The sequence below is a fragment of the Campylobacter concisus genome (genome assembly GCF_002913765.1).
GTDB lineage: Bacteria > Campylobacterota > Campylobacteria > Campylobacterales > Campylobacteraceae > Campylobacter_A > Campylobacter_A concisus_BB.
This window is the reverse complement of sequence record NZ_PPCH01000007.1, coordinates 109,914-135,169: the sequence shown is the minus strand read 5'-3', so window position 1 is coordinate 135,169 and position 25,256 is coordinate 109,914. Positions and strand designations below refer to the sequence as shown.

Genomic DNA, 25,256 nt, shown 5'->3' with positions numbered 1-25,256 from the left:
ATGTGCTTATATTGTTGAATTTATTAATTACTTCTACGTGCCATATGGCGTTTTTTGGATTTTAGGATCGTCAAAATTTATAAATTTCTCTAGCCCCAAGTGAGAGAAAATGGGGCTAGAATAAGGATTATTTTTTAGCTACAAGAGCGTTTTTTAGCACATCATCGATCGTATCAACAGCGATGATCTTCATATCAGCTTTTACTTCGGCTGGGATATCGACAAGGTCGCGGTCATAGTTTTTACGAGGTATCAGAGCTGTTTTGATACCAGCTTTGTGAGCGGCGATGAGCTTCTCTTTTAGTCCGCCGATAGGTAAAACTCTGCCAGTTAGCGTGATCTCGCCAGTCATTGCAATGTCGTGTTTGACTTTTGTGTCAGTTAGTATCGATGCGATCGCAGTTGCCATCGTGATACCAGCGCTTGGACCATCTTTTGGCACAGCACCTTCTGGCACGTGCAAGTGAAGATCGTAGCGTCTATAAACGTCGCTGGCTTCAAGCTTATGCTTGTCGTCGTCAAATTTTGGCACGATAGGCATTGGCACTTTTAGCTTTTTGTTATCTATCAGCACTTTTACGACGCTAAATGCGATCTGAGCGCTCTCTTTCATCACGTCGCCTAGCTGACCAGTGATCTGCATGCTGCCTTTGCCTTGGATCCTGATAGCCTCGATCCTTAGCACGTCGCCACCGACACTCGTCCACGCAAGGCCATTTACCAAGCCGATCTGGTCTTTTTTGTCCGCTGGCTCGATCTCATAGACCTTTTTCTCTAAAAACTCTTTTAAATTTTTAGCCGTGACGCTGATCTTGCCTTCGTTCTTTTTGGTAAGGATATTTTTGGCGACTTTTCTTAGTATATCAGCGATCCTGCGGCGTAAATTTCGCACGCCACTCTCTCTTGTGTAGTCGCTGATGATTAGCTCAAGTGCCTCTTTGCTAATGCTTACATCGCTTGGTTTTAAGCCGTGCTTTTTAAGCTCTTGAGGCAAGAGATATTTTTTAGCGATCTCAAATTTCTCTTGTGGGGTATATGAGCTAAGCTCGATAAACTCCATCCTGTCGCGAAGTGCGGCTGGTATCATGCTCACGTCATTTGCTGTGGCGATGAAGATGATCTTGCTAAGATCGATGTTGAAATTTAGGTAGTAGTCTCTAAATTTATTATTTTGCTCTGGGTCTAAAATTTCAAGTAAAACCGCGGTCGGATCGCCTCTGTAGCTTCTGCCAACCTTGTCGATCTCATCTAGTACAACCACTGGGTTCATCTGCTTGGCTTCTATGAGCCCTTGCACGATGCGTCCTGGCATAGCGCCTATATAGGTGCGACGGTGGCCTCTTAGTTCGTTTACATCCTCAAGTCCGCCAAGTGCGATCCTAACTAGCTCACGCTTTAGCGCCTTTGCGATCGAGTTTGCAAGGCTTGTTTTACCCACACCAGGAGGGCCTGCAAAGCACAAAATGGCGCCATTATTTACCTTTTCGCCAACGCCTCTAAGCTCTAAAAGCTCACGCAATGCAAAATACTCCTCTATGCGCTCTTTTGGCTTCTCTAAGCTGTAGTGGTCGGCATTTAGGTGCTTGCTCACTTCGGTGATAGATGACTTTTTCTTAGCTATATTTTCAAATGGAATTTCCAAAACCCAGTCAAGGTAGCTTTGCAAGGTGTTTGCGTCGGCTGAGTCTGGGTGCATGCGAGAGAGCTTGTCTATTTGTTTTTTGATCTCTTTGTAGGCGTCCTCAGCCATAAATTTCTTCTTCGCATCAAGCTTTTTATTATACTCTTCAAGCTCTTCTTCTCGGCTCGTGTCCGCTCCAAGCTCAGCTTGAATTTGCTTTAGCTGCTCTTTTAAAAAGTACTCTTTATTTGTCTTGTCGATCTTTGAATGGACTTTATTTTTGATCTCTTTTTGAAGCTTGTTTGCCTCGATCTCTTCGATGACGTAGTCGATGAGCTTTAGTAGGCGCTGCTCTAAATTTTCCTCGACAAAAAAGCTATAAGCGATCTGTTTTTTTAGACGAAGCGCACTTGAGACTAGGTCGCAAACTCTGATCGCTTCAGCACTCTCTTCGATCGTCTTTAAAAGGTCAGGCGGGAAAAAGTGGCTAAACTGCGAAAGTTCTCTCACTTTTTCTCGTAAAACTACGATAAGAGCGTCAGTTTTAACCTGTGATGGGCGCTTGACGTGGAGCATATCGACGATACCACGGAGTGGATTTATGCCTGATTGTTTTAAAATTCTGCCCTTGTCAATGCCCTGAAATAGCACTTTTACGCGTCCATCAGGTAGTGGCACACGGCGCATTATCGTGCCGATAACGCCTGCGTCATATATACCGTCAAAGTCTCTAGCGCCGTCTTGCTGTGGCTTTGTAGGCACGACAAGGATCGGCGTTTCACCTTGTATGGCAAGTTCAAGGGCCTTTAAATTTTCTTCGTCGCTCAAAAAAAGCGGCGTTATCATAAATGGATATAAAAATAGCTCGTCCTCAACGATGATAGGGATCTCAGTTGGGAAGCTTTTGTTTTCGTTTATTTGCAAAATTTCTCCTATTCAAACAGTTTTCTATACCATGCCACGTCAGGTTTGATAAGGTCTGAGTTTTTAAACGGCGACTCTTCTAGCTTTTGCTCGTAAATTTTAGCCGAAACATCACGGCCAGTTCTCTTGTAAAGATCTGCTATTTGCATATCTAAGAAGTAAAGCGCTAATTTAAATTTGATAAGCATAGTCTCTATAAGTGGCTTATACTCGGTATTTGGATACATATAAAGAAATTTCTCGATCTCGGTTACGCTATCTTCCATGAGCTTTTGGTTGCGGTTTGGCTGGGTAAATGAGTCAAAATTTGCTTTTATCTTTAGGTACTGGGCAAATTCTGTTTTTGGACCATTATCGCCGTATCTTTTGATGTATTCATCAAGATAGTGGTTTGCCATGAGATACTCTTCGTCATTTGCGTGAGCTTGGGCAAGGATGAGTAAAATTTGCTCCAAAAGTGGGCTTGCAACGTGCTCGCTAGCCATTGAAACATAGTGTTTATCAGCTGACTCCAGATCGCCATCTTTGATGTCAGCGATGACCTGAGCGTACCACTCATCTGGAGTTAGATTGTAAAGTTCGGTGTATTTTTCAGCACAACCACTAAAAAGCCCTAAAAGAGCTACGACTGCTAGAAATTTAGAAAATTTTTTCATGCTTTTCCTTAAAAATTTTAAATTCGCTTATTTTACATTTTTTGGCATTATTTTTGTATAAATTTTTTAAAACTATGCTAAAATAAGGCAATTTTACAAAACAGGAGTTAGTATGATTTTTAGTGTTAAAAGCCCTATTTTAGGCTTCGAGCATATCAAGACGATGGAACTTATTGAGCTCGATAAATTTTTTGTTAAGCTAGCGAGCAAAGATGACGAAACATCTTTTACAATGATAAATCCTTTTGCGTTAAGAAGTTATGAATTTGACATCCCAAGCTACTATGAAGAGCTTATGGATATCAAAGAGAGTTCGCAACTTAGAATTTACAACATCATCGTAGTTGCCCTCCCTCTTGAAAAATCAACCGTGAATTTCGTAGCTCCTATCGTTTGCAATATGGACAATATGACTTTATCTCAAGTAGTGCTTGACGTTACAAAGTATCCACAATACGGACAAGCTGAAATGATAGAAAATTTCATACAAAAATAACAAACAAGGACGTTTAGAGCTCTTAGCTCTAATTACATTATGGAGATTGTAATTTGAAAATTCTTTTTTTATTCCTATTTTCTTTTATTTATGTTTTTGGTGATGCTGATCCTGATGCTCTTGTATTGCCAGCTAGTGTCGGTGAGTGCTCCGCAGAGCAAACTGCAAGCTGTAACGGAAAAGTTTGCAAGATCGACTTTGATGGCATGAAGCATTGTGTTACTGGTGCTCAAAATACATGGGTGGTATATCCATCAGATCCAACTTCAAATAATAGCCAATCAGTAACACTAGACGGATATCTTGATAATAACAATCCAGACAATACACTTAGTAAGCAAGATAAATTTACAAGAATTTTTGGTGATATGGACGTTATCGGAGCTAGTGTCATCATGCCAAGAGTGCTTGGCTATAACTTTGATCCAAAGTCAAGTGCTGCTGGAGGAGATCCTTTGGTTGAAACCTCTCAGATTGTTGAAAAGACATATGTCAATGAAGAGTCGAGCCTAGCTGGAAGAAGATTTAAAAACTCATCTCGCGCGACTTTTAAATTTGAAAATAAAAGTGAATTTGAACGAAATAATATAGATGGTAAAAAGATAAAATACGCAAGACTCTACTGGGGCGGTGCCATATATGGTGAACGAACCGCAGAATACCAGCTACTAAAGAATTTATTTGAAGATATTTTTGGCTACTCAAGCGTTAAATTTAAAACACCAAAAGGAATATACACTGTAAAAGCTAATTATGATGATATCAAGTGGGAGAGTTCATTTACTTCTTATAATAAAAACTCAGTGCCAAGAGATACTTACTATCCATACTGCTATCACAAAGATCACCCAAATGATACTACCTATGCAAATTGGTGTGGGGAATCAAGTGGTAATTACAAAACTCCAGTTCACCCTAGCTATGAAGACCCTAACGTACCTCATAGATCAAATTTAGGTGCAAGAAGTGGTGCATCATACTTTGTCTATCAAGCAAGTGCTGATGTAACTAAACTAGTACAAGATAGCCTTGGCACAACTGAGGCTGGCAGGACATTTGCAGTTGGTAACATCGCATCAACCATCTTTAAATTGTCTAGGAACTACAACTATAATGTGACTATAAGTAATGAAACAAGGACTTTAACCTTATCTTATGGTGCGGTTTTATATGGTGATGGAGGCTGGATATATAGCTATGTGCCATCTCAGTTTGGTGGTTGGAGCTTAGTCATAGTTTATGACTTTGGTGAGAAGGTTGGAGAGGACAAACACATAAAACCAAGGGATGTTAATATCTATAGTGGTATGGCAAATATCTCGCCTAATGTCGAAAGAAATAAGGTATTACAAAGTGCACAAAAAACAGAGATAAATTTAAAATTTGAAGACTTTTTTACTCCATCTGCTGGAACTATAGATTCTAGTTTGGCATTTATGGGTTTTGGTGGACGCAAAGAGATCACAGGTGAGGATATAACGATAAAGAAGAAAGATGGAACTTTTTATAGCCTCATTTCTGGGGCTAATCCATCTGATCCAAACTCGGTAGGCAACCCAAGAAATAATCAATTTAACTCTTCTATTACAAGATTTGGCAACCTTGCTGATGTTAATAAAAAATATAATGCAATGATGGATCTAGATATATTTGATATATCAAATTTCATGTCACATAGGCAAAGTGAGGTTGATATTAAGTTTAAAGTAAAGGCTGAAAAGATAGGTGACAATATCCAAGGTGATAGGATAAATCTCGGAATGGCTGGCTTCTCAACGATACTTTATGACCCTGAAGTTTGTTATGAAGAAAAAATTTATGTTAGCAGAGATGGCAATAAGAGTAAATTCCCTGAGGAATTAGAGTCAAATGTTACAACAACCATTAAGCCAGGAATGTTGCTGAAGGTTCTAACAAAAATAAAAAATAAGGGAAATGAAGATGCAAATAAAAGTGTTATAAAAGTTAAATTTGATCCTAAATTTATGACTTATTTAGATAATACTAGCTGTATAGAATTTTGGAAAACAGCAAGTCCAAATGATGTATCTGTAATGAGAAGGTGTCCTATGGATGATAGCGGAAATACATACTATTCTAAGAAATTAAGTGATCAAAGTCTAAGATTTAATGTAGGAGATAACGCTAGCACTACCGAGGGTGGAAATCTTAAAAAATTATACGGTAATTCAACAGATATTAGATTTATAGGAACTGCAAAAACCGAATATCATAAGATAGATTATATTGCTGAATATGAAAGTACGATTGCTGGTAAAACCATAAAATATAAAGGCAGGATAAACGAGTGCAGACCAAAAGACTACAAGTTAAGCATAGTAAATGAAGGGGAAAATAACTTCTATCCGCGAAGTAAAGCAGATGATGCAGGTCCAAATTTTAAAAATAGACTTTTTACAAAGATAGCAAACAAGCCTTTTGATATCACGATATCAAACTATGATAAGACTAGTGGGGCTTTAAAAGCACCTGACTCAAATACCGACGTGACGTTAAAGCTAGTGACTGATTGTAGTTCAAATAATTCGGTCATACATGAAGAAACTTATAATTTTACTACCGCAACGCATACCCTTACAAAAAGCGTAACAGTGCCGATACCATATCCATCTCTGCACGTAAAGCTTAGTTATCTTAATAAGCTTACAAATTTAACTGATGAAAAATGCGAAGACTTTGATACTTTTGCTGTTAGACCAGCTAAATTTGATATTTATGATTCGCCTAATGGCCCTATGATAGGCGGTAAAAGTCATGCTGATTTTATAATCGGTGCTTATGATGCTAAAGGGGATCTTACAAAAGGATTTATAAGTACAGCAAGTAGTGATATAAAGGCTGGTGATGGGGCGCAACTACTACCTAAGGTATTTGCTGGCTGCACTCTACCAGCAGATCTATCAGATAAGGATAGCAGAGAAAATAAATTTGAGATAAGCTTTAACAACCCAAATAAGGCTATCGGAGTTATTACAAATATTAGCACTAACAAGGTAGGGCTTTCTTTCTCAGACATCGGAGATACAAATTTTTACGCTATGGACTCAGTTTATACAAGCGTAGATCAAGATACAAATCATGGAGATGACTGCGTAAAATCGTATAGTAGAGACTCTAGGAAAAACCGAAATAATCCACTGGATCTATACAATAATGATTTATCAATAGATCCAAATAATCCAAGTCACGATCCAGATGGTATGGGTAGGATAGGTTGTAATATAGTATTTGAAGAGCAACACAATCAACTAAATTTTATCCCAGAATACCTTGATGTGAGTGATTTTGAGATCATATCAAGTGACTTTTCATATATCTCAAATGAGGAAACTTTATGGTCTCCGACATTAAAATTTAAAGTAAAAGCAATGTTGTCTAATGAAAATCCAAGAGCTTCTGGCGACAATACAGCACATCTTTATAAAAGTGGCTGCTATGCAAGTAATGCTGTCTTTAATATAAAAGTAGGGGATATCATACCTAACTACATAGACAACAATGGGTCAAAATTAAGCAATGATGAAGATGGTGTTAAAAAGCTAAATAGCGAGATACTATTTTTTGGTACTACTGATCAAAATGCGATTGTTCAAAAGCTAAAAGCATCACCTCATGACGGCGGCTATATGGTAAAAAAAGAGGCTTTTAGAAGTGATGGCACAGCTGAGATAGATCTCAAATTTAACTTCAAGCGCGAAAAAAATGTAGCTAAAAATCCTTTTGAGGTGACAAGTGATATATTTACTTTTACAAAATTAGCCGAAGATGAAAATAGCATAAATAAAACAAAAGGTAGCCAATACTTAAAACCATCTAGGAAAACATCGGCAAAATTTTACTACGCTAGGACATACGCACCTTACTATGAGGGGCCAAACACTGGCTTTAAGGCAAAAATTTACTACGGAGTGTATTGCAATGGTTGCGACGAGAGTAAATTTATGTTGCAAAAACTAGGATCAAGCGCTCGCTGGGAGGAGTTTGCGGGTACGCACTCATGGTATGTAAATCCTCTGCACGATGCTAGTTATGGTAATGTAGATAGTTACAGTTTTTCAAATCACACTACGCGAGATACAGCCAAAGAGACAGCACTTAGCGACGGCGTCAGTTACATTTATGTAAAAAATGACCGAGCAGTTACAGATATAGCTAAGATGCATACAAAAAACTGGCTCATATATAATGAATTTGATAAAGATGCAGCGACAAATGATTTCACAGTGAGATTTCTCGTGCCAAATGGCGACTGGGCTGGCAAGACCCTAAAAAGTGGCTCTGGCAAAGGTGACGTAGGAAATGTCATAGGCGGCGAAAACAACTTTAATGATCTAAGCGATAAGACAAATAGGAGAATTTCTTGGTAAAAAGAGGTTTTTCTCTTATAGAGCTTATCCTCTCGATAGTCGTTGTGGCGATCATCAGCACGTCGATACCGCTTGTGCTAAAGACCACATCTGAGCTAAATCAAAAGGCGGTTACACAAGAGAGCTTGATGAATGCTAAGACCTATATGGGGCTTATCTTAAAAGCTCCTTTTAGCGACAAGGTCATCAAGGTCTCGACAAACATTGGCGGCAGTAGCGCTGAGACGGCTTACTTTTTTCCTATCATCCTAAAGCCAGGTGATCATAGAAACGAATTTTATAAGATAAATAAAATAACAGGCGATGGGCATAGGGTTTTTGCCTATACAAACTCATCAGATCTAGCGCTTGATACGGCAGTGAGATCTGTGAATTATTACGAAACAAGAAATAAAAATTTAAACACGGCAAATCAAAGCAGAGACTATATAGTTGGCTCAGACTATGAAGTAAGAGTTAGCGAGGATAAGGGCTGGTTTAAGCCAAATTTGGCGCTAGATAACAGCGACGTAAAAGAGATAGTAGTAACTGCAACCTCATATAAAAATGACACAAAACAAAAGACGACATCGGTGCTAAGAGCTTATGCTTTTAACCTAGGTGAGGGCGGCTCGCTAAATACGAAAGCGTGGAAATGAAAAAAGCCTTTACGCTTCTTGAGCTTGTAGTCGTCATCGTCGTGCTTGGTATCATCGCTATGATGAGCTTTAACGCCATAATGAACATCTACTCAAACTACTTTCAAACAAAGACTGTAAATGAGCTCGAGACGCAAACGGAGATCGCACTGGAGCAAATTTCAAAGAGGCTAGAGCACCGCATAAAGCCAAGCGTGATCGCTAGAAAAGGCGGAAATAACAGCAGTGATTTCCTAGCTCTAAACGACAGCAGGGTTACGCTGGCACAAGACTATGAAATTTTAGAATTTATCCCTTATGCGTATGAAATTTTTAATGACGTTATATCTCTTGATGCTAATGACAATGTCATAGAACAGGGCGGAAAGCCAGTTGTTGGACGATATAGCGGCTATGCGGATCTTACTAAGAGCTCGCCAGCAACTGGTCTAATAAGTCCTGGAAGCAATTTCACTACTGGAGTGGTCGAGACCATAAAAGATCTAACTTGCAGGGAAGATACAAATGCCACTTGTGTGGATTTCGCAAAAAAAGATGGTGGCGTTGTAGCGATATTTTCTGATGTTTATTACAATGTGCAAAGCTCTTTTGGCTATAGCAACGGAACTGTGCCTGTCAGTCTAGACATAGCAAAAGTTGGAGTAAAAAGCACTGATGGCGACACGCTAGAAATTTCAGGATTTGCTAACAAGCAAATTTCAGAGCAGTACCATCTAGCCTACACTGCAAACGCCATAGTACCAGAGCAGAGCCAGAGCCAAGCAGACAAAAATAACGGCGTCTTTGATCTAAATTTATACTACGACTATCGTCCATGGATGGGAGAAAAATATAAACCAAATGGCGAAAAGGCAACCTTTGCTAAAAACGTTACGAGGTTTGTCTTTACTGAAAAAAATGGCGTCATCGTGCTAAAGCTTTGCATGAGGGCAAAAAACTCAGAGATAACCATCTGCAAGTCAAAGGCGGTTTATTGATGAGGCGAGGATTTACGCTAATTGCAGCGATATTTTTTGTGGTGATCGCAAGCTCTATTTGTATGCTAGCTCTTTCGATCGCTAGTACTTCAGTTAAGCAAAATAGTGAAATTTATCTAAGAGAGCAAAGCGAGCTAGTAGCCCGTGCAGCGACTGAGTACGCCATGCTAGCTATCATAAGCAATGACTTTTATAAAACTGGAGCAGTTTGCCTTGGCGACGAGCACAATCCGATAAGTGGCGAATTCGGCGACCTCTTTACCTTTAAAGTATATGTAAAATACTTTGGCGATATGGGCGATGCTTGTAAAAACAAAGATGCTGTGATAGTAAAAGGAGCAAATCAAGGCACGATAATGCTCGATGTCTTTGTCAGCTCAAAGCCAGGAAAAGCTTCAAATCCTATAAATTTTCACAAACGAACTCTTCAGAAACTTTAAAATTTTATAAAGATTTTACTTTAATTTGCTTTTAGTTTCGTCGTGTTATAATCATCTTACTTTCTATAAAGGAGATTGCGATGAACATAAGCATTGTAGGAAAACAATTTGAGCTAACAGAACCCATCAAAAACTACATCCAAGACGCTTTTGACACCCTTGGCAAGTACAACCTTGACATCATCTCAGCAAGATGCGTAGTAGGAGCAGATGAAAAGCAAGGTAAAAAGGGCTTTAATGCAGAATTTTCTCTAAATATGGCACATAAAGATACGATAGTTGTTCGCCAAAAAGATAAAGATCTCTACGCAGCGATCGATCTTGCTATCGAAAAGGCTTCAAAAGTTTTAAGAAGAGAGCACGATAAGAAATTTACAGTAAAAGGCAAGGCTGATGATAAAGAATTTCGCTCGAGAATAGGCGAAGAAAAGATCGAAGGTGTCGAAGAGATCGTACCTATGGAGCTTGAAATTTACAAACCTCTTGAGGTAGAAGAAGCACTTGATAAGCTAAAATCAAGCGATAAACAATTTTACGTATTTAACGATGTCGATGCCAAAATGCGCGTCATTTACAAAAGAACAGACGGAACTTTCGGTCTTTACTAAAACTAGGGGGCGCTTTGCCCCTAAATTATTTTTAATATAATTTCTCTAATCTTTAGTTATTTAAGCTATTTTTAAATGATTGCTAACTATAATACGACTTCTTTTAAGTGTTCCGGATTAGCTCAGCGGTAGAGTAGGTGACTGTTAATCACTTGGTCGCTGGTTCGAACCCAGCATCCGGAGCCATTCTTCTTTAAAAATCCTTTAAAATCCTGATTTTAACGATGTTCTAATAATTTTAAGTTTTCTTATTTTTGTATTTTTCCCCTTTATTTCCCCTCAGTTTTATTTAATATTTTAAAATTTTCTATTTTGCTCTAATGTGTTTTTATGTATATTATTTTTTGTTTTTAAAGAGTTGTAGGCAAAAATATAAAATATTTTTACTCTAATTCGCTCTAAGTTGTCCTATAATTGACGTTAATAAAAAATTAGACGACTTAATGCTATAAAAGCAAAGTCCAAGAAGTTAAGGTTAGTAAAATTCTTTAAAACTAAAAACGGCGGTAGTGTTGCTGGCATCAACTATCTTTTAAATCATTGGGTGAAAGACAAGACAGCGTTTGTTTTAAAAGGTAGCGAAGTGATTACTAGGTAAATAGTATCCAATATGACCAAAAAACAAAAATTGTGTATCGGTTTTTTGAGTTTTGAAGAAGCTGATATTGCTTTAGATATTAAACAAAAGATTATAATGGTTAGATCATCTGTTTATTTGTAAATTTCACTTTTTATAAGCTCTTTGTGCCCTAACAATAATCGAGCGGATCAAAATCACTATACTTTTTTTCATAGTCTATATCTTCAGCCCAGTAATCAAAGCACTCAAGCTCTTTTAACGCTAGCCTTAGCTCCTTTTGCTCAAGATGCTCATACCTAAAGCTTATCGTGCGTTTTAAGATCTCTCTTATAAATTTTCCATCACTGCTAAAATTTTGCGCCACACTTTTTAAAGTTGCTATAACATTTTTTATAAATACACCTTTATAATAAGCCACTCCTAAAGCCTGAAGTAGCATTATCTTTGCCTTGTCGATAACTCCATTTTCATAAAAAATTTCTGCTATTTTTATGCATATTAGCGTATCTTTTTCAAAGCAGATCTCACTATCCCAAAGTCCAAATTCGTCTGATATCTTATCTAAACATGTATTTTCTTCTACGCTACAGCTATTATAAGTGTCAAACTTGGCATCAGACCTTAAAAACCACTCAAATTTTATCTTTGCGTTTTTGCAGATGACGTAAGTTTGCCAGCTTCTCATAGAAGCTCTTATAGCGTAGTTAAATAGCTTGTGCTCGAGTTTTACGAAGTAGCATTTGCTTTTTAGTGGGATTATCTTCACTACTTCGCTTTTCGAAATTTGATCCACGATCTCTTTGTAGTATGAAAGTGGTTTTATCTCGCTTTTAATGTATCTTTCTGCCTCATTGGCCACGATGCAAAATTCTTCTTTTGTTGTGGCGGCTTTTATGAGTTTTTTGAAAGCTTCGCGAGCCCATTTGTGAAAGCCTATATGTGAAAAAAGATCATCCTCTAGTTCATACACTCGCCCAAATATCTCAGCTTTTTTGTTCTTTTGCATGAGCTTAAAAATAGCAGCTGCGCCAGCTATGCCGTTTTCAGACCTACCACACATCGTGCGGTATATCCATCTTGTGCATACAAAGCATTGATTTGTCGAGTTATTTAGCAAGTGACCTAGCATATCCTTTGCTTGTTTTTCTTTACCAGCCTCAAATAACTCTTTTATATGTTTGATCTTTTTCATCACCACTCCTTTTTGGGATGAATTTTAAAGTAAAAAATGGACAAAATTTATTCCTATTATGCTGCTATGATCTCGCAAAAGGACATTAAAATAAAGATCTTTTTGACGATATAGATTAGATAAAGGAGCAAAAATGATAGAACAAAGATCGGTTAGAGACATAATAGACAAAAAAATAAATTTCAACGTACCTGCATACCAACGAGGTTATCGTTGGAATAAGCTAAACGTTACGGATTTGTTAGATGATTTGCTTGAGTTTAGGCAAGATGACAGTAGCGGAAAATTTTATTGTTTGCAACCGCTAGTAGTTAAGAAAATCGGTGAAAACCGATACAATGTCATAGACGGCCAGCAAAGGCTCACTACTATTTTTATCATTTTAAAGTATTTAGAAAATCTTTTAAGAGAAAAAAACGGCATAGACGAAATTTATACGCTATGCTACGAAACTAGAAAAGATAGTAAAGATTTTTTACAAAATATTGCTAGCAAAACGCAAGATGAGAGTAATCAAAATATGGACTATTTTTGTATGTATCAAGCTTATGAAGCGATAAAAAGCTGGTTTGAAAATAAAAATGCAAGCGAATTACTTAAAATTTTTACAAATTCAAAAGATGACAGATATATAGAATTTATTTGGTATGAAGTTGAAGATAGTGAAGACGAAGTCAAGATATTCGCCAGGTTAAACAGCGGCAAAATTCCACTTACCAACGCAGAGCTTATCAAGGCGTTATTTTTAAATGTTAGAAACTTAAAAACTAGAAGTGCCCCAAAAGAGTGTAGTGAAAATGAGATTATTACAAAACAAATAGAGATATCAAAAGAGTGGGACGAGATAGAATACACCCTGCAAGATGATGAATTTTTTAAATTTTTGACAAAAAATGACTATCCCACTAGGATAGAACTACTTTTTGAAATTTTATCCGGAGTAAAAAGCACAGAGCTAGATAGATATGCGATATATAGATATTTTTCAGACATGGCAAAAGAAGGCGATTTATCTCATATATGGACCGATATAAAAAAGATATTTTTAACGTTTAAATTTTGGTTTAAAGATACTACAAACTACCACTTAGTCGGCTTTTTGGTAGCGTCTAATATATCAGATATCAAGGAGATATATAGCAAGGCTAAAGATAAAACAAAAAGCGATTTCAATAATTTTCTAAAGGAAAAAATAAAAGAGAAAATTAAAATAGAAGAGATTGATGGGTTAAAATATTCTGAAAACAGAAAAGAGTTAGAAAATATATTGCTACTTTTTAATATAGCTACCATTTTAAACCAAAAAGGTTCTTATGTTAGATTTTCTTTTAGTGAATTTAGCACTAAAAGATGGAGTTTAGAGCATATACACGCCCAAAATGACAAGGGCCTAAAAGATAAAAAGGCGCAGGATGCGTGGCTAGGAAACTCAGAAGAATGTATTGATAAAAGTAATCTTGAGGATGATGTTAAAAACGATCTTAAAGAAAAGATCGCTAGTTTTATAAATGGCAATGAAAATAGTGGCTTTGATAAGCTTCAAATGAAAATTTTAAATAAATTTGGTGATCTGGTAAATATGCACGGAATAGAAAATTTAGCCTTACTGGCAGCAGAGGATAACAGCTTTTTAAGCAACGGGCCGTTTATCGAAAAACGCGAAAAGATAATCGAGATGGATAAAAATGGCGAATTTATACCAATATGTACTAAAAATGTATTTTTAAAATATTACACCAAGAATTTATCTAATGTATATTTTTGGAGTAAGCAAGACCAAGAAGATTATAAAGACTCGATAATAAAAACATTAGAAAAATTTTTAGGAGATTAAAATGGAAAATAATATAAGTAATTTAAAAGATATCCTAAGTAACAAGAAACTAAAAATTTCAATACCCATCATCCAAAGAGATTACGCGCAAGGTAGAAAAGATGCGGTCACTATAAGAGATAAATTTTTATATGAGATTTTTAATAGATTAGATAATGATGAAAATTTATTTTTAGATTTTGTTTATGGCAATATAGAAGGTGATAAATTTATACCAATCGACGGGCAGCAACGCCTCACTACTCTTTTTTTGTTGCACTTATATTTTGCAAAAAAAGAAAGCAAAGACTGTGAGTATTTAAAGGGTTTTACATACGAAACCAGAAGCAGCTCTAGAGAATTTTGTGAAAGATTAGTTAATGCGGATATCGATTTTAACAAAGACGAAATCTCTGCAGATATAAAAAATTATAGCTGGTTTATGCCGTTTTGGGAGAATGATCCGACCGTAAAATCTATGCTTGTAATGCTAGACGCGATACATGATAAATTTAAAAATTCAAATTTTTACGACAGACTAGAAAATATAAAATTTAGCTTTCTAGAGCTTAAAGAGTTTGGACTAACAGATGACCTATATATAAAAATGAATGCCAGAGGTAAACCGCTAAGTGAATTTGAAAATTTTAAAGCAGAATTTGAGAAAGAACTATCTCAAGATATAAAAGCAAAGCTAGATAATGAGTGGCTTGATTTGTTTTGGGGATTAAAAGATAGTGATAAAAAAGGCATAGATTTGAGTAGCGTTGATAAACGATATATGGCATTTTTTAAAGGAGTAGCTTCAAATTTTACTATTCTTGATATAAAAGATACAAAAGAGGCAAAAGATTTTGATTTTGATGAGTTCGATACACTAGACGCATTAGAGTTTTTTAGCAGTAACAAAAATAATGTAAACAATGTAATAAAAATTTTAGATGAGTTGTGTGAAGTTCCAAATCGTGAACTGCTTAAAAATTTTACCGATACCAGCAAAGACGTTACCTATGAAACAAGAGCTAACTTTTTTGCGCTATCTATGTTTTTGATAAATTTTGGAGCCCAAAAGCTTGGCGGAGATTTTTATAAAGAGTATAAAAGGATAACTTCAAACGTAACAAGAGATTTTAATATAGATAGTATTTTAAAATTAAGGCAGGTTTTTGAATTTATCAACGAAATTTGTGAAAAATGCGAGAGTGAAGATATTTTTAAGCTGTTAGAAGGCTTTGACGATAAACAGCCAGAAAGCTTTAAGACAATCGACTTTTACAAGTGGCAAGAAAAAAAGAAACTAAAGCTAATACAAAACGACAAGGGATGGATTGACGCTATTAGTGAAGCTGAAAAACATTTGTATCTTGGCTCAAATTTAACATTTCTTATAGATTTTGCAGAAAATGATGTAAAAGAATTTGAAAGATACTATAAGAAATTTAATAAGATTTTTGAAGAAGACAAGGAAAGCTTCTTGTTTCAAAGGGCATTGCTAACGAAGCGTGATTATCTGGTAGGGCGCGGATATGGATACGGCGGAGAATATTTTAGCTTTTGCAACTTCAACAACAACCCTCGTGACAAAGACGACAACTGGAGAAGTGTATTTTTTAATAAAGAGAAAGGACAAATTTTAAAAGAACTACTCGAAGATGAGAGAAATTTAGAAAAAATTATCGATGATTTCGATAAAACAGACTGGAGATATTACTTTATAAAATATCCTCAAATTTTAAAGTATTGTAGAAATTTCTTTATACAAAAAAATGGAGAGATGATAAGAGTTTTAACAAAATCTCTTAGCAGTAGCAAGCAAGTTGAATACTATAGCTATGCCTTATGTATAAAACTAAGGGAGGATTTAAAACTATCAAAAGAAAAAATAGAATACAAAGAAGTAACCTCAAGTGCTGAAAACCCTTATATTTTCATGGGTAGTAAAAATATTAGCTTTATCAAAAATGACGATAATAAATATTGCTGGATGATAGATAAGGAACGAATAGGAGAGGCATTTGATCCAAATTTACCAGAACAGGATCCACTACAATCTATAATAGATAAAGCATACGAAATCGCAAAAAGCATAACCAATGGCACTATCTAAATCCCTCTACATCCGCGGTCTTCAATGCGAAAAGAGCTTGTGGCTTAAAAAGAAAAAGCCTGAGGTTTTGCAAGCTCCAGATGACGGTGCGCAGGCGGTATTTGATACTGGTACATCGGTAGGCGAGCTAGCCTGTGAGCTATTTAACGGCGGAGAAAGGATAGAATATACTGGCGACTTTAGCTCGCAAATGGCAAAGACAAAAGAGTTTATCGAGCACGGCATAAAGATTATCTACGAGGCCACTTTTTGCTTTGACGGTATCCTTGTGATGGTTGATATCCTTCGTATCGGTAGGGATGGTCTTATCATCAACGAAGTAAAGAGCTCAACCTCGGTGAAAGACGTATATATCGATGATGCAAGCATCCAGTACTACGTCATTAGCTCGCTTGGCTACAAGGTGAGTGCCGTAAATATCATCCACATAGATAGCAGCTACGTAAGAGGCGAGAAGCTCGAACTTGAGAAGTTTTTTCGCGCCGAAGACGTGACCGAGCAAGTAAAGCAAAAACAAGCAGATATCCCTCAAAATTTAAGTAAATTTGATGAAATTCTTAGCAAAGACACTGAGCCAGAAGTTGATATCGGTCCTCAGTGTTCAGATCCTTATACTTGCGACGCTTGGGAGTACTGCTGGCGCAAGCAGCAAGGCATACCAGAGTATAGTATTTTTGATATTAGCGGCTTAAGAAGTAAAAAGAAATTTGAGCTTTATAAAAGCGGCGTAGTTAAATTTGAAGATATCAAAGAGCTAGATAAATTTAATGCCTCTCAGCAGATCCAAATCCGCTCTGAGCTCTCTGGGGAGCAGATCATAGACAAAGAGGCTATCAAAGAATTTCTAGAGACACTTAACTATCCGCTATATCACCTTGACTTTGAGACATTTCAGCAAGCAGTGCCCGAGTTTGTGGGGCTTAGTCCGTATGAGCAGATACCTTTTCAGTTTTCTATCCACAAGGATGATGGCAAAGGAAATTTAGAGCATTTTGAGTTCTTGGCTGAGGTCGGAGCCGATCCCAGATATGAGCTGGCGCTAAATTTGATCAAATTTATCCCACAAGATGCTTGCGTGCTAGCCTACAATATGAGCTTTGAAAAAAGGGTAATAAGACGTCTTGCTGAAATTTATCCGCAAATCTCAAATGAGCTTATGGCAATACACAGCAACATAAAAGACCTGATGGCGCCATTTGCTAGCAAAAGCTACTACCACCCAAAGATGCAAGGAAGCTACTCTATAAAATATGTCTTGCCGGCACTAGTGCCTGAGTTTAAGTCGGCATATAAGGATCTAAATTTGATCCATCACGGAGGCGAAGCGATGCAGGCCTATGAGGCTATGGCGTATATGCCAGCTGATGAGCGAGAGGCCTATAAAAAGGCACTTTTGGCATACTGCAAGCTAGACACGCTAGCGATGGTTAAGGTTTTAGAAAAACTGCGTGAAGTGGCAAAATAGACAAAAAAGTGTCTGCTTTGCCGGCTATAATGCCAAAAGAATTTAAAGCTATAGGAGGCAACATGGACGCAGATAAATTTAAGTCATTGCAAGAAGCAATACTTCAAGCAAAAGAGATCATCAAAAACGCAGACGCCATAGTCATCACAGCAGGTGCAGGCATGGGTGTGGATAGTGGATTGCCTGATTTTCGTGGGGATCAGGGCTTTTGGAAGGCATATCCGCCGCTAAAAGATAAGGATCTGGGCTTTACCGATATAGCAAATCCACAGTGGTTTTTTGACGATCCAAAGCTAGCTTGGGCATTTTACGGCCACAGGCTAAAGCTTTACAACAAAACTGAGCCTCACGCTGGTTTTGCCATGCTAAAAGAGCTTTGCACGCAGAAAAATGAAAACTACTTCATCTGCACCTCAAACGTCGATGGACACTTTGCCAAGGCTGGATTTAGCAAGGATAAAATTTACGAAGTTCATGGCTCGATCCATCACGCTCAATGTATCCACAACGACGATGGGATGATATGGCCTATGCATGAGAGTAGCGTAGAGGTTGATGAGGCTAAATTTATCGCTACAAAGATGCCAGTTTGCCCTGAGTGTGGATGTGTGAGCCGTCCAAATATCATGATGTTTTACGATCACGAGTTTAATCCAAAAAGAACCTGGTCGCAGCGCAAAAAATATGAAGCGTGGCTAAGTGAAAATGAAAACTCAAAAATAGCCATAATAGAGATCGGCGCAGGTCTAGCGGTGCCAACTATCAGAAAGCATGGCGAAGCGCTGGTAAAACGCTTTAAAAATGCAACTCTTATCCGTATCAATCCAAAAGATAGTGACCTAAACCCACAGCTTGGCATCAGCCTAAAGCTAGGCGGCCTAGAAGCGCTAAATCAAATTTTATAGTAGGAGAGAAAATGGAGCACACCAGCATCTTTGAAACTTGGTATAAAAATGATAGCGGAGAGTCAAAGCACATGGCTATATTTAGGGCAAAGCAGGACATATATGCGCTTAGTCAAAGCATATCTGATAAGCTCTTGGCGCTACTTGAAAATGCAAAAGGCACCGAGATAAATTTTAAAATTTCTAAAGATATGCCGCTTGATGCTGTGATCAAGCTTTGCTTGGAGCAGATAAGAGATACGCTTTGTGATGAGTGTAAATTTAATGTGATCATCACTGATGATCTAGCTTATGTCGATGAACGGATCATTGATATGAAAGCGACTATAAAATATTAAAAATTAGACGATATAGATATCAAATTTTAAAAGGAGAGAGGATGGAGACAGAGTTGGAGATAAAGTTACAAAAAGAGGACTTTGAAAAGCTTTTTATGGCTATTAGCAAAGGCTACATGGCGGCAAAAGCTGAGGCAGATAGACAAAGAGCCATGGGCAAGCATGACTATAACATCTTTACTTTATTTCATTATTTTAGCGATGAAGTAAATTTGCACTCAAATTTCATAGCTTCGCTGCTTGATCCAAATGGCGATCACTACAAGGGTGATCTATTTTTAAAGCTATTTTTAGAGACGTGTGGCATAGATGACTTTAGCATAGATACGAGCACGGCCACTGTTTTTAAAGAGTTTAAGCATATAGATATCTACATAAGCGACGGTAAGAAGCATATCATCTTAGAAAATAAAGTATATGCCAAAGATCAACCTACGCAGATAGCAAGATATATTGAAACTATTAAAGATGAAGGTGCTAAAGAGAGCGACCGTGTTAAAGATGAGGATATATGTGTTTTGTATCTGCATCCAGACGGCAAACTACCAGATAATCAAAGCTTTGGCGACTATCATGCTAAGTTGCTAGGAGAAAATCCGTCTATAAAATTTAAGGTCATTAGCTACGGCAAAGAAATTTTAGAGTGGATAGATAAGTGCAAAAATGAGGTGTCAAATATAACTGACCTAAATGTATTTTTATCACAATACAAGGACGTGATAGAGATGATTTATGATAGATACAAAAGGATAGATGAAATGGAAACAGCAAATTTGGTAGAAATTTTTAAAGAAAACTATACTGCGGCATCGGAGATAGCAAATAACTATCAAGAGACGAGAAAGAAGATAATAGATGAATTTTTTGAAAATGTAAAAGAAAATTTGGAAAAAGACGAAGCAATAAAAGGCACATATAGTATCGAATTAAATAGCGTAGCTTATAGACCTATAGCAATAAAGAATGTAAAAACTCAAGATGAAAAATGGAAAAATTTTTACTTCACAGTCGAATTTCAAAAATCAAGCACGTATTCTGAACCATTTGTCGGCTTTCGCAAAGACGATGATAAAGAAGTTAAAGTCTCAGATTTTGATAAACCAAATATAACGCAATTAGGAGAACAAACAAAATATTTTTTGGCTTATGGCAAGTTATTCGATGATGATATTTGTAAGAATATAATAGACGATAAGCCTAGTCCAGAAGATTTTGCAGGGACAATAAAAGACATTTTAGAGCAGTTTGAGAAATATAACTTATCCCAAAAACCAAAACAAAACTAACCCCAAATTTTAGTGGCTCTATGCCACTAAAATCTCAAATTTAAGACCAAAATTTTACAAAATAAGACATACAAAAGTCCAAAAAGCCAAGTATCATCTCAAAAATAAAAAAAGGAGATGAGATGAGAAATTTTGACAGACTTGTTACATTTTATCTGTTGCGTGCAGTGCTTTATTACGGGCTGTTTGACAAAGTAAATGGACATACAGCTGATAGGGCTATAGAGGGTCTTGGCTATGGCGAGGAGCAGATAAAAGCGATAGGCGGTATGTCAAATTTCTTAAAAGAGCTAAAGAAAAGGCATGATGATATCTTAAAAAATATGCCAAAATTTCCTGCTTTGTTAGATAAAAACCTACAAATGCTTAGCAAAAAGTTAAATTTAGATGAGACGCAAAAGCAAATTTTAGGCTTTTTGATCGTCGTATCAAACTCAAGCACGCTTGAAAACACTATCGGCAAGATCGAAGATATACACAATAGTGATTTTAATAAAATGATCGCCACTATCTTAAATTTACCGCAAAGCGCTGTAAATAACGCACTAAAATATGATGCAAAATTGCTAAGCTCAGGGCTACTTGTAATAGAGAGATATAAAATCAATTTTCTTGCTAAATATAGCTTTTTAAATGATGACTTTGCTTTTGAGATGTTTGATACCAAAAACTATATAAGCAAAATTTTCTTAAAAAGCGTAGTGCCTTGTGGCAAGGGCGATCTAAAGAGCTGTGACTTTGAGCACATAAAAGATGAGCTAGCTCTTATGCTTGAGTATCTTAAAAATGCCATTAGCACAAAAAGGCATGGGGTAAATATCTTGCTTTATGGACCTGCTGGCACTGGCAAAACAGAATTTGCAAAGCTAGTGGCAAAAGAGATCGGCCTTGAGCTTTTTGAAGTGGCTTATAATAAATTTGAAAACGACAAAAGGGCTACAAAGAGATATCTCGCCTACACGGCGGTGCAAAATATCTTTTCTAATAATATTTTATTGATGTATGACGAGGCTGAGGATATATTTAGCCTAGATAATGGCATCATGATAAACAAGGCTGCGATAAATCGAGCCCTTGAAAACAATAAAATAGCGACTATATGGATAACAAACAAGGTGCAAGATATGGACGAGGCTGTCTTAAGACGCTTTGATATAGCCATAAATTTACCTATCCCAGATGAAAAAACACGCAAAAGGATAATAGAAAAATACTCAAACGGCCTTAGTACAAATGAGAGCGTAAAAAGGCTTTTGGGATACACTTCTCTATCGCCAGCTGTCATACAAAAGGCAGCCAAAGTGGCGTTAAGTTTAGATAAATTTGACAAGCAAAAGGCGTTTGAAATGGTGATAGATAACACGCTAAAGTCGCAAGGGCATGACAAAGAGAAAATCGCCGATCAAGGTCTATCTTTGCCGCAAAGCTACAATGTGGAATTTATAAACGCAAGCACCGATCTTAACAAACTTGCTTGTGGCATAAAAGAGAGCTCTAACGCTAGGATATGTATATACGGCGCAGCTGGCACTGGCAAAAGTGCCTACGCCAAATACATAGCAAAGTCGCTAAACAAGCCGCTTGTTCTAAAAAAATCAAGCGATCTAATAAACCAATATATCGGCGAAACAGAAAAAAATATAGCTCAGGCTTTTAAAGAGGCTAAAGAAAAAGGCGCTGTGCTTGTTTTTGATGAGGTCGATACCTTTTTACAAGATAGAAGTAATGCGGTTAGAAACTGGGAGGTAAGTCAGGTAAATGAGATGCTAGTGCAGATGGAGAACTTTGAGGGCATATTTATCGCTACGACAAATTTGCTTGACAGGCTTGATAGCGCGAGTATGAGGCGTTTTGATATGAAGATAGAATTTAGCTATCTAAAAAGCGAGCAAGCACTCAGCCTTTTTAAAAAAGAGTGTGAAATTTTAGGGCTAAAGGCTAGCAGTAGCGATCTAGAGCTTGTTGGCTCGTTCGCCTTTTTAACGCCTGGAGACTTTGCAGCTGTGCTAAGAGCAAACAAATTTAGTCCGCTAGCAGACGCAAACGAATTTGCAAATCGCCTAAATGACGAGATCAGATATAAAAAGATAGAAAACGAAAGAAGGGTTGGGTTTTAGCTTAAGCCTAGATATCTAGGCTAAATCCTGCTCATAGTCTATTATCTCATCAAAAAACTCATCCTTTGTCTTTTCAAAGCCCACATTTAGCCCGTAAAATCTTGCTTTATCTACCTTATCTTTTGATAAATTTCTCTTTACAAACTCAAAGTCGCTTATTACTAGCATGTCTGCATTTTTGGAATTTTCATCATCCATAAGCGCAAGTTTGCTAGGCAGGACATTTTCTAAGTCTCTGCCAAGCCTTACGCCATCAAATTTGGCTATTTTTCATTTCTCTTTTGCGCGATAACGCAGAGCATATCCTTTATAAGCCTTTTGTAAAAAGGCACCATCTCCTTATGACGTGTATCTTGAAAAGGATCTGAGCTAATGCAAACACAAAGAGGCGTTTTGCTATCTCTTGCCAAAGTAGTCACGACCGCATCACGCTCGTTTAGCAAATTCGCATCTACATTAAAAAAACCAGACGTCATAGTCACATCTGAGCTATAGATGATGAGATCTGGCTTTATATTGCTTATAGCTTTGCTAAGCCCATCTTTTATATTTTGTAGATATTGTTCTTTTGTGGTATTTGGCAAGACAGAGTCACAATAGACATTATCTAATTTGGGGCATATATCCTTAGTAGCTTCATAGCCTCTTGTATAGACCTCATAGACCCAAAGGCTCTTATCATCTTGCGCTAGCTCAAAGACGCCTTCGCTTTTTTTGCTACCAAAATTTACATATAAAATTTTAAGATCTGGCCTATCTTTGTGAAGCTTTATAACGCTTAGGGCTATATCATTATATGGGGCTCTTACTGCACCAGAGTTTTTAGTGGAGTACCCAAAGCCACCACGAGCGTTTATGGCAAAGCCTAGCTCAAGCGCTAGCTTGCACGCATGTAAAGTCCCTTCGCACATCGCTTTATATGCGTCTAAAACACTCCTTGCGATCATGTTTAGCGGTACATATTTTGATATCATAAGCCCAGTTATTTGCTGAGCAAATTCATAGTCTTTGTATAGTTTTGATAAATAATCCTTGCTGTGAAAACTATCTAGATCTATAAAGCTTTGAGTTGGCGTTTGTCTAGAGCGTGTGATAAAATTTTTATAACTTTTTGGCAAAATTTTATATTCAAAATCAAACCAAGAGGTCAAAAAACTGCTACGAATATACATATTGTCAAAGTCTTTAAAGGTGCCTGCCTCTCTAACGCCCTTTGGCAGATATATGTTGTAGTCGTCAGAGCTTACAATAGGCATCCAAATGAGTTTCTCGTTGAGCGAGGCACCTATTTTTTCTTTTTTGTAGTATAGCCTTGGCTCAAAATGCCAACATATATCATCAATAGACAAAATTTCTTCTATAGTCATTGAGGCGCTAGACATCTTAGTGAGTATGATCGAGCAGTCAAAGCCATGTGGTCGCCCGTCATAGCATAGCTCTATACCACTAAGATCATCATCTTCAAAGTAAAAGTCATGTAGCTCAACAGAGAGAATTTCCTCCTCGTAGTCTTTCATATAAAAACTAACCTCGCAGACAATGTCTATCATATCTTTATCATGGTCAAGATATGCCTTGAAAAGCTTTTTAAGACGCAGATACTCTGCCGTCATCTCGCGCTGTATCTCAAGAAGCTTTTGATCAAAAGCTACCAAAAGCTCTTTTTCTTCTTTGGTGCAAACCATTTTTACCTCCTAAAAATTTAAGCGGATATTAGCAAGAGTTAAAGACAGAAAAATGTCTGTTTTTTGGATATTTTATAGACAAATTTTGTCCAAATTTTTATTTATAATAAAAACATAGGAGTAAAAAATGAGCGATCAAGAACTTTGGCAAGAGTATGATGAGTTTTCTTTTTTGGCACAGGCTAAATCAAGCTATGACTACGTAAATAATGCAAATTTTATGAAATATAGCAACACAGAGATGTCAAAAGATTTTTACAGGCAAGCTGTCAAGGCATTAAGCAACCCTCATGATGTCGTTATTGAAGCTAAATTTATACTGCAAAATCTAAAAAACGACTTTGGATGTGAGAGCGAATTTATAAAAGAGATATGCTCTCAAATTTTAGATACAAAAATGACGCCATACGAGCATCAAGAGGTGGCTAAAATGATAAAGAGCTATAGCTCTATCGCTTGATAAAATGGCTCTTTTTCGCCACTACTTGCTGAGTTATAAATTTTAACTCCGTTTAAAATGTCTATGTGAGATTTTGGCTCGTGGATATGCCCACAAAGGATGATCTTTGCCTTTAAAAGATTATTTTTTATAAGCCTTGCAAGCTCTATATCTCCGTGATCTTTGCCCTTTTTGCTAATGCTCGTATTTGTCTTTGCTGGGGGAACGTGGGTCAGTAAGATATCACACTCTGCAAATTCAAGTAGGTCATCACACAAGTATGGCGCGCAACCAAATTTAACGCCGTTTATAGTCTTTATGGTGCCATCAGAGTATATGCCATTTATGGAATTTAGCCAAGAGGACGGCATATCATGGTTGCCAGAACATATAAATACAGGCTTTTTAAAGCTTTTTAGCCACAAGGAGGTTTGCTCTTTTTCTTGCGCGCTCTCTTTGTATAGAAAATCGCCACTAAAACAAAAGATGTCAAATTTGTCTTGAAGGGCTAAAATATAGTCAAAATAGCCAGCGCCAAAGTGCAGATCGCTAGCGTGGAGAAGTTTTAAGCCGCTCATTTG

At 37.0% G+C, this 25,256-nt stretch carries 20 protein-coding genes and 1 tRNA gene; 15 read left to right on the top strand and 6 right to left on the bottom strand.

Translation table 11 applies throughout. From position 1 onward, the window contains the following. Positions 1-127: 127 nt before the first annotated feature. Both lon and CYO89_RS01290 read right to left on the bottom strand, forming a co-directional pair. Positions 128-2,545 (bottom strand): endopeptidase La, encoded by a 2,418-nt coding sequence (gene lon / locus CYO89_RS01295; protein ID WP_103596851.1) that lies wholly within the window; start codon positions 2,543-2,545, stop codon positions 128-130. Between the two features lie 8 nt (positions 2,546-2,553). Continuing rightward, on the bottom strand, positions 2,554-3,201 hold the full coding sequence (locus CYO89_RS01290) for an outer membrane protein assembly factor BamD (RefSeq protein WP_021084369.1): 648 nt from the start codon (positions 3,199-3,201) through the stop codon (positions 2,554-2,556). A gap of 112 nt (positions 3,202-3,313) precedes the next feature. Here CYO89_RS01290 and fliW point away from each other — a divergent pair, with 112 nt between their 5' ends. From fliW to CYO89_RS01255, 7 genes are all read left to right on the top strand, one after another. Then, positions 3,314-3,697 carry a flagellar assembly protein FliW gene (gene fliW, locus CYO89_RS01285; protein WP_012140104.1) on the top strand — a complete coding sequence of 128 codons (384 nt, stop codon included), beginning with the start codon at positions 3,314-3,316 and terminating at the stop codon, positions 3,695-3,697. Between the two features lie 53 nt (positions 3,698-3,750). After that, positions 3,751-8,085, top strand: a complete 4,335-nt coding sequence (locus tag CYO89_RS01280) for a hypothetical protein (RefSeq protein ID WP_103596850.1) — start codon at positions 3,751-3,753, stop codon at positions 8,083-8,085. Then, entirely contained in the window at positions 8,079-8,723 is a 645-nt protein-coding gene (locus CYO89_RS01275; RefSeq protein WP_103596849.1) for a type II secretion system protein, read from the top strand. Before CYO89_RS01280 ends, CYO89_RS01275 begins: the two co-directional genes overlap by 7 nt. Continuing rightward, the gene (locus CYO89_RS01270; RefSeq protein ID WP_103596848.1) at positions 8,720-9,700 is read left to right on the top strand and encodes a prepilin-type N-terminal cleavage/methylation domain-containing protein; all 981 of its coding nucleotides are present in this window, start codon (positions 8,720-8,722) and stop codon (positions 9,698-9,700) included. Before CYO89_RS01275 ends, CYO89_RS01270 begins: the two co-directional genes overlap by 4 nt. After that, positions 9,700-10,140, top strand: coding sequence for a type II secretion system protein (locus CYO89_RS01265; protein ID WP_103596995.1), 441 nt, complete (start codon positions 9,700-9,702; stop codon positions 10,138-10,140). Before CYO89_RS01270 ends, CYO89_RS01265 begins: the two co-directional genes overlap by 1 nt. 80 nt (positions 10,141-10,220) lie before the next feature. Further along, positions 10,221-10,748, top strand: coding sequence for a ribosome hibernation-promoting factor, HPF/YfiA family (hpf, locus tag CYO89_RS01260; protein WP_004317788.1), 528 nt, complete (start codon positions 10,221-10,223; stop codon positions 10,746-10,748). A 111-nt stretch (positions 10,749-10,859) separates the two neighbouring features. Further along, positions 10,860-10,934, top strand: a tRNA-Asn gene (locus CYO89_RS01255). A gap of 563 nt (positions 10,935-11,497) precedes the next feature. On the opposite strand, the gene CYO89_RS01250 is transcribed toward CYO89_RS01255, so the two are convergent. Then, complete coding sequence (locus CYO89_RS01250; protein ID WP_103596847.1) at positions 11,498-12,520, bottom strand: hypothetical protein; 1,023 nt, start codon at positions 12,518-12,520, stop codon at positions 11,498-11,500. A 133-nt stretch (positions 12,521-12,653) separates the two neighbouring features. On the opposite strand from CYO89_RS01250, the gene CYO89_RS01245 reads away from it, so the two are divergent. The 7 genes from CYO89_RS01245 (at position 12,654) to CYO89_RS01215 (ending at position 22,551) form a co-directional block, all read left to right on the top strand. Next, a complete protein-coding gene (locus CYO89_RS01245; protein WP_103596846.1) occupies positions 12,654-14,354 on the top strand; it encodes a DUF262 domain-containing protein in 1,701 nt (566 codons plus the stop codon). Between the two features lies 1 nt (position 14,355). Then, the gene (locus CYO89_RS01240; RefSeq protein ID WP_103596845.1) at positions 14,356-16,440 is read left to right on the top strand and encodes a DUF262 domain-containing protein; all 2,085 of its coding nucleotides are present in this window, start codon (positions 14,356-14,358) and stop codon (positions 16,438-16,440) included. Beyond that, on the top strand, positions 16,427-17,905 hold the full coding sequence (locus CYO89_RS01235) for a DUF2779 domain-containing protein (RefSeq protein ID WP_103596844.1): 1,479 nt from the start codon (positions 16,427-16,429) through the stop codon (positions 17,903-17,905). The genes CYO89_RS01240 and CYO89_RS01235 overlap by 14 nt, the downstream gene beginning before the upstream one ends. A gap of 62 nt (positions 17,906-17,967) precedes the next feature. Then, positions 17,968-18,810 carry an SIR2 family NAD-dependent protein deacylase gene (locus CYO89_RS01230; protein ID WP_258032486.1) on the top strand — a complete coding sequence of 281 codons (843 nt, stop codon included), beginning with the start codon at positions 17,968-17,970 and terminating at the stop codon, positions 18,808-18,810. Positions 18,811-18,821: 11 nt separating this feature from the next. Next, positions 18,822-19,148, top strand: a complete 327-nt coding sequence (locus tag CYO89_RS01225) for a hypothetical protein (RefSeq protein WP_103596843.1) — start codon at positions 18,822-18,824, stop codon at positions 19,146-19,148. Between the two features lie 41 nt (positions 19,149-19,189). Further along, on the top strand, positions 19,190-20,434 hold the full coding sequence (locus CYO89_RS01220; protein WP_103596842.1) for a PD-(D/E)XK nuclease family protein: 1,245 nt from the start codon (positions 19,190-19,192) through the stop codon (positions 20,432-20,434). Between the two features lie 122 nt (positions 20,435-20,556). Then, positions 20,557-22,551, top strand: coding sequence for an AAA family ATPase (locus CYO89_RS01215; RefSeq protein ID WP_103596841.1), 1,995 nt, complete (start codon positions 20,557-20,559; stop codon positions 22,549-22,551). A 15-nt stretch (positions 22,552-22,566) separates the two neighbouring features. Here CYO89_RS01215 and CYO89_RS01210 read toward each other — a convergent pair whose 3' ends face one another. Together CYO89_RS01210 and CYO89_RS01205 are read right to left on the bottom strand one after the other, a co-directional pair. After that, positions 22,567-22,749 carry a hypothetical protein gene (locus tag CYO89_RS01210; protein ID WP_103596840.1) on the bottom strand — a complete coding sequence of 61 codons (183 nt, stop codon included), beginning with the start codon at positions 22,747-22,749 and terminating at the stop codon, positions 22,567-22,569. Positions 22,750-22,814: 65 nt separating this feature from the next. Continuing rightward, the gene (locus CYO89_RS01205) at positions 22,815-24,236 is read right to left on the bottom strand and encodes a hypothetical protein (protein WP_103596839.1); all 1,422 of its coding nucleotides are present in this window, start codon (positions 24,234-24,236) and stop codon (positions 22,815-22,817) included. Between the two features lie 127 nt (positions 24,237-24,363). Between CYO89_RS01205 and CYO89_RS01200 the strand changes: the two genes are divergently transcribed. Next, positions 24,364-24,696 (top strand): hypothetical protein, encoded by a 333-nt coding sequence (locus tag CYO89_RS01200; RefSeq protein WP_103596838.1) that lies wholly within the window; start codon positions 24,364-24,366, stop codon positions 24,694-24,696. Here the strand turns inward: CYO89_RS01200 and CYO89_RS01195 are convergent. Beyond that, on the bottom strand, positions 24,678-25,253 hold the full coding sequence (locus CYO89_RS01195) for a metallophosphoesterase family protein (protein ID WP_103596837.1): 576 nt from the start codon (positions 25,251-25,253) through the stop codon (positions 24,678-24,680). The genes CYO89_RS01200 and CYO89_RS01195 overlap by 19 nt on opposite strands. Between the last annotated feature and the right edge of the window lie 3 nt (positions 25,254-25,256).